Here is a 5132-nt window from a genome sequence, read left to right as displayed (position 1 = left end):
CCACAATACCATCGCTTACCTTCAAATCAAGATAATCTTTGGTAAGCATGCCCGATGATATGATCCTGTTGGGAGTTATGGCAAGCAGGCCTTTGGTATTATATGATTCTGCCAGTTGCGCCGGGCTTCGTGATGCATCATTGGTAACAACGTAATATTCTTTATTTTGCTGTTCCAGGTAGTCGAAAGTGCGCTCTATACCGGGCAGCAGGCCTTTATAGTTTTTGAGTACACCAAATGCATCAAAAAAAACAACTTTATACCTGTCAACGATGGATTTAAAGTTTTCTATTCGTTTCATGCTATGTTTGATGTAATGAGGCTGCAATATGCTTAAATATTAAAGCATTGCCTATTTTAATTTAAGTGCATCGATGATCTTTTCTGCATCAAAGTCCCTGTCGACCGACGGAAGGTATGTATTAAAGGCCTCTGTTTGCAATTTTTGGGCATATTGTTCACTAAAAAAGTGTTTTCCATCTTTTATTACATAGTTCAGGATAAAAAAGCGGTAAGCCTCCTTCATAAACCTGATCTCATCGGCGGTAAGCGGGTTTACTTTGTGATATTCTTTCAGGAACAGTATAAACCTGTCTTCCATCATGGTGTTGATCACATAGCTAAATACCGTGCGATCTCCTACGTTTGATACCACACGACTGAAAAAGTAAAAATCCAACACCCGGTAGCTCATCCTGAACCAGTCATAATCCCAGCGCGAATAAAGTTCAAGATTTGGAGTAACCGAGAAGTTGCCTATGTTCCAATCGATAAATACCGGGATGATCTCGAACGAGCTCATGTTGTATTTCGACCGGTTTTTCATAAAGGTTTCGCAATGATATTTCAGGAAATCGGCCTGCATGGCGCTGCCAAACTGTTTCTCGTTGGTTTCCAGCTGGTGCATCAAGGCAGAAATATCGGTACGTAACGTTTTTGAGGATTTGGGTAATACATTTTTGACCCTTGAACAAGCCTTATGAAATTTACCAACCTGCTGACCAAGCTTTTTAATTTGATTTTCGTCCAATCTGCGCGGTAAGCGGTTTAATATGCGGGTAGGATTATAAAAAACCACCCAGGCATCTGTTTTGCCGTGTTTGTAATGGTAAATATATACCCTGTTATTTTTAAGCAGGGAACGGGCAAGTAAATTTTCGAAGGGGTAAAGCAGGTTATTGGCTAACGTTTGGATGATGCGGTGATCTTCTTTAAAGTTTTCAAACTTGCCAAAATAAGATAGTTTAGCTATGATGATATCATCATCATCAAAAGTAATGCGGTACACATGGTTAGTAGATACCATTGCGCTGATATCCTCGATAAGCCTGATGGTTTTTGAAGCATCATAACCTTCCCATGCTTTTTTAACAATGATGGAATAATCCATTTTAAAAATTGGTTTATAATTAGAATTTTGCGGGTGCAAATGTGCGCAATAATAATCAGATTATCTCAAAGTACCTTTTCAATTCCCAATCCGTAACATGTTTTGCATATTGGCGGTGCTCCCACAGGCGTGTTTGGGTGAAGTGCTCTACAAAACCCTCTCCAAAAAGCTCCCTGGCAACAGGCGAGTTTTGCATATCTGTGGCGGCATCAAACAGGTTTTTGGCCAGCACGCCGTTGCTTTTATCCTCATAGCCATTACCTACGGTAGGCTGTATGTTTAATGGTAATTTATTTTTTATACCGTATAAGCCCGAAGCCAGCGCGGCGGCAATAGCCAAGTAAGGGTTGGTATCTGAACCTGGTATGCGGGTTTCTAACCGGGTGTAACCGGGTGTTGTGTTTATAACGCGCAGTGCCGTGGTACGGTTATCTACCCCCCAGGTAATGGTTGTAGGGGCCCAGGCGCCTTCAACCAAACGTTTATAACTGTTAATGGTTGGGGCATACATAGGCAGCAGGTGCGGCAGGCAATATAGCTGACCGGCAAGATAATGCTTATGCAGGTCGCTCATTTTGTTTGGATCATTGGCATTGTAAAACAGGTTGTCGGCTTTATCCTTACTCCAGAGGCTTTGGTGGATGTGGCCGCTGCAGCCGGGCAGGTTTTCGGTCCATTTTGCCATAAATGATGCCATGATGCCATGTTTATAAGCAATTTCTTTAACGGCGGTTTTAAAAAGTACGGCTTTATCGGCAGCAGCCAAAACTTCATCATGAGCAATGGCTGCTTCGTAAACGCCCGGGCCTGTTTCGGTATGCAAGCCTTCTATCGGGATATTGAATTGCGTAAGCAGGTTAAACAGGTCGTAATAAAAATCGCTGTTTTGCGAGGTACGCAATATGGAGTAGCCAAACATTCCYGGCGTAAGGGTATTGATATTGGTAAACCCTTTATCGTTGATGGATTGCGGCGTTTCCCTGAAGTTGAACCACTCAAACTCCTGTGCAAATTCGGCGTGGTAACCCAGGTCTTCGCATTCTTTTACTATTTTCTTTAACAAACTACGCGGGCAGGCCGGGAGTGCATCGCCGTTAGGATCGCTATAATCGGCCAAAAAGAAGGGGATATTGTCCTGCCATGGTATGTTACGAAGGGTATTCAAATCAATACGGCAAAGTTTATCGGGATAACCGGTATGCCAGCCGGTAAGCTTTACGTTGTCATAACAGGCATCACTGCTATCCCACCCAAAAACCACATCGCAAAAGCCATAGCCGCTTTGCAGGCCTTCAATAAATTTTTTAGGATGAATAACCTTGCCACGCAAAACACCATCAATATCGGCAAATGCAAATTTTATTTTYTGGATGTTATTTTCTTCTATATACGCTTTAATCTGTTCGTGGTTCATGGTATAAAATATAAGGCCGGTTTCAATTTAGCAAGGCCGCCATTATGGTGTAAACATAAAAAAATGCCTTTAGTGTTTACAAATATTCATACGATTTAGGTATTACCTTTGTTTGCAACAGTTTTATTTAATGTTAACAACCAACCAGTATTTATTTGTTTATGGAACGCTGCTCATTAGTGGAAATGAGTTTGCCAATTATCTGCAGCAACATTGTACCCCGGTGGGGCAGGGCAAATTTAAAGGCAGGCTTTATGATGTTGGTGAATATCCGGGTGCTATAGCTGATAAAAATTCACTGCAATATATTTATGGCGGTATTTACTTAATGGATGAGCCAGGCAGCATATTGAAAACAATTGATGATTACGAGGGTATTGGCCCAACCGAACCACAACCCCATGAGTATGTAAGGGAGCTGGTTGAAGTAGAAGCAGATCATGGAGCTGTAACCTGCTGGGTTTATCTGTATAATTGGCCGGTTAACAAACTTGCACAAATAGTTAATGGCGATTACTTGCAGTACCTTACGAACAGAGCTGATAAATAAGGCATAAAAAAATCCCCTGGGTGTTTTACAACCAGGGGAAAATTAAAATTAGAAGTATATGTGGGGGATTAAACTTTAGCTGTTTTTACAGTTTTAATAATCACCGCTGCTACTTTATATGGATCAGCAGCCGAGTTAGGGCGACGATCTTCAAGGTAACCACTCCAGTTATGCTCAACAGCGTAAAGTGGAATACGGATAGAAGCACCACGGTCAGATACACCATAGCTGAAATCGGTAATTGAAGCAGTTTCGTGTTTACCGGTTAAGCGCTGATCGTTATCGGCACCGTATACAGCAATACACTCAGTAACCGCAGGACGGAATGACTCGCAGATAGCTTCGAAAGTAGCTTTGCTGTTTGCAGTACGTAAAGTTGTATTTGAGAAGTTAGCGTGCATACCAGAACCGTTCCAGTCTAACTGACCAAGCGGTTTGCAATGCCAGTTGATAGATACGCCATAGCTTTCGCCAATTCTTTCTAATAAATAACGTGCAACCCAGATTTGGTCACCAGCTTCTTTAGCGCCTTTAGCAAAAATCTGGAATTCCCACTGACCTGCTGCTACCTCGGCATTAATACCTTCAACATTTAAGCCGGCTTCTAAACACACGTCTAAGTGTTCTTCAACAATTTCGCGGCCGTAAGCATTGTTTGCGCCTACAGAGCAATAGTATGGGCCTTGTGGGYCTGGGTAACCACCAGCCGGGAAACCAAGTGGTTTATTAGTTTTAGGATCCCATAAAAAGTATTCCTGCTCAAAACCGAACCAGAAATCATTATCATCATCCTGTATAAGGGCACGACCGTTTGACTCATGAGGTTTACCTGTTGAATCTAAAACTTCGCACATTACCAGGTAAGCACTTTTTCTTTGTGGATCTGGCACTACAAAAACTGGTTTTAAGATACAATCTGATGAACCACCTGGTGCTTGTTCGGTTGATGAGCCGTCAAAGCTCCAGTTATCCAGATCTTCTACTTTACCGCTGAAATCTTTTACGATCTTTGTTTTGCTACGCAGGCTTTGTGTTGGTTTGTACCCATCAAGCCAAATGTACTCGAGTTTAGTTGCCATTTTTAATTAATTTGTAAAGTTGGGGTTCTATTGATAGTTTTTGTATTAATCTCGCCAATTAATAAGGCGAATTTAAATCTTTTTTACAAAAATCACTATGATTTAATGTTTTTTTTATAATTTTTTTCAGTAAACACCACTAATTAACTGTAAATACATAAKAATTAACTTAAGAAACCGTGTTTTTAGCAATTTTTAATTTTTACATGCTTTAAATCATTATCATTTGAAAAAAGTGCAAATTGTTATCGATTTAATGCTGAAACAAAATTTATGTAAATAAAAAATGTTCTTTTCTTGTTATTAATCCTTTTCGCTTAATTTTTCTGATACGTTTCTTAGATTTTTATCCAACTCTTCGGCCGAGTACAATAAATACTGGCGTGTTTTAAGCAATTCTTCTTTCGTTTCGCTATCCTTCATCAAATCAAGCAGGCCCAGTATATTTGATAGATGGTTTCGTACTTCGTGCGAATTAATGGAAGCCAGCTCTCGTTTTTTTGCGGCAAATAATAATTGCTCATAATGCCTTTTTTGCCTGCTGCTGCGGTAAAAAATAGCTACAATTATAACAGCCAAAATTGCCAGTGCTATAGCGAAAATCATCCATAGGCGCTCGCGTTCATATTTAAGTAAGTTTACATAATAAAGGCCCTGTACTTCGTTAATTTTTATTTGTGATGATTTATCGCCTACCTG

5 protein-coding genes and 1 pseudogene are annotated in these 5132 nt (G+C 40.5%); 1 reads left to right on the top strand and 5 read right to left on the bottom strand.

The window, feature by feature from the left end; all coding sequences use genetic code 11:
• The 3 genes and pseudogenes from AC1DPZ_RS21445 to AC1DPZ_RS21435 form a co-directional block, all read right to left on the bottom strand.
• A pseudogene (locus AC1DPZ_RS21445) lies at window positions 1-301 on the bottom strand (TIGR01459 family HAD-type hydrolase); the annotation flags it as partial.
• A gap of 51 nt (window positions 302-352) precedes the next feature.
• Window positions 353-1390, bottom strand: a complete 1038-nt coding sequence (locus AC1DPZ_RS21440) for a hypothetical protein (protein WP_477407262.1) — start codon at window positions 1388-1390, stop codon at window positions 353-355.
• 55 nt (window positions 1391-1445) lie between these two features.
• Window positions 1446-2804 carry a glutamine synthetase family protein gene (locus AC1DPZ_RS21435; protein WP_477407260.1) on the bottom strand — a complete coding sequence of 453 codons (1359 nt, stop codon included), beginning with the start codon at window positions 2802-2804 and terminating at the stop codon, window positions 1446-1448.
• Between the two features lie 130 nt (window positions 2805-2934).
• On the opposite strand from AC1DPZ_RS21435, the gene AC1DPZ_RS21430 reads away from it, so the two are divergent.
• Window positions 2935-3354 (top strand): gamma-glutamylcyclotransferase family protein, encoded by a 420-nt coding sequence (locus AC1DPZ_RS21430; RefSeq protein WP_477407258.1) that lies wholly within the window; start codon window positions 2935-2937, stop codon window positions 3352-3354.
• Between the two features lie 68 nt (window positions 3355-3422).
• On the opposite strand, the gene AC1DPZ_RS21425 is transcribed toward AC1DPZ_RS21430, so the two are convergent.
• Window positions 3423-4433 (bottom strand): glutamine synthetase beta-grasp domain-containing protein, encoded by a 1011-nt coding sequence (locus AC1DPZ_RS21425; protein ID WP_477407256.1) that lies wholly within the window; start codon window positions 4431-4433, stop codon window positions 3423-3425.
• A gap of 303 nt (window positions 4434-4736) precedes the next feature.
• Window positions 4737-5132: hypothetical protein (locus AC1DPZ_RS21420; RefSeq protein ID WP_477407254.1), on the bottom strand; the 396-nt coding region annotated here is incomplete at its 5' end.

Source organism: Mucilaginibacter sp. P4_G9 (assembly GCF_056400985.1).
The sequence above is the reverse complement of the archived record's forward strand: the minus strand, read 5'-3'. Positions and strand labels throughout refer to the sequence as shown.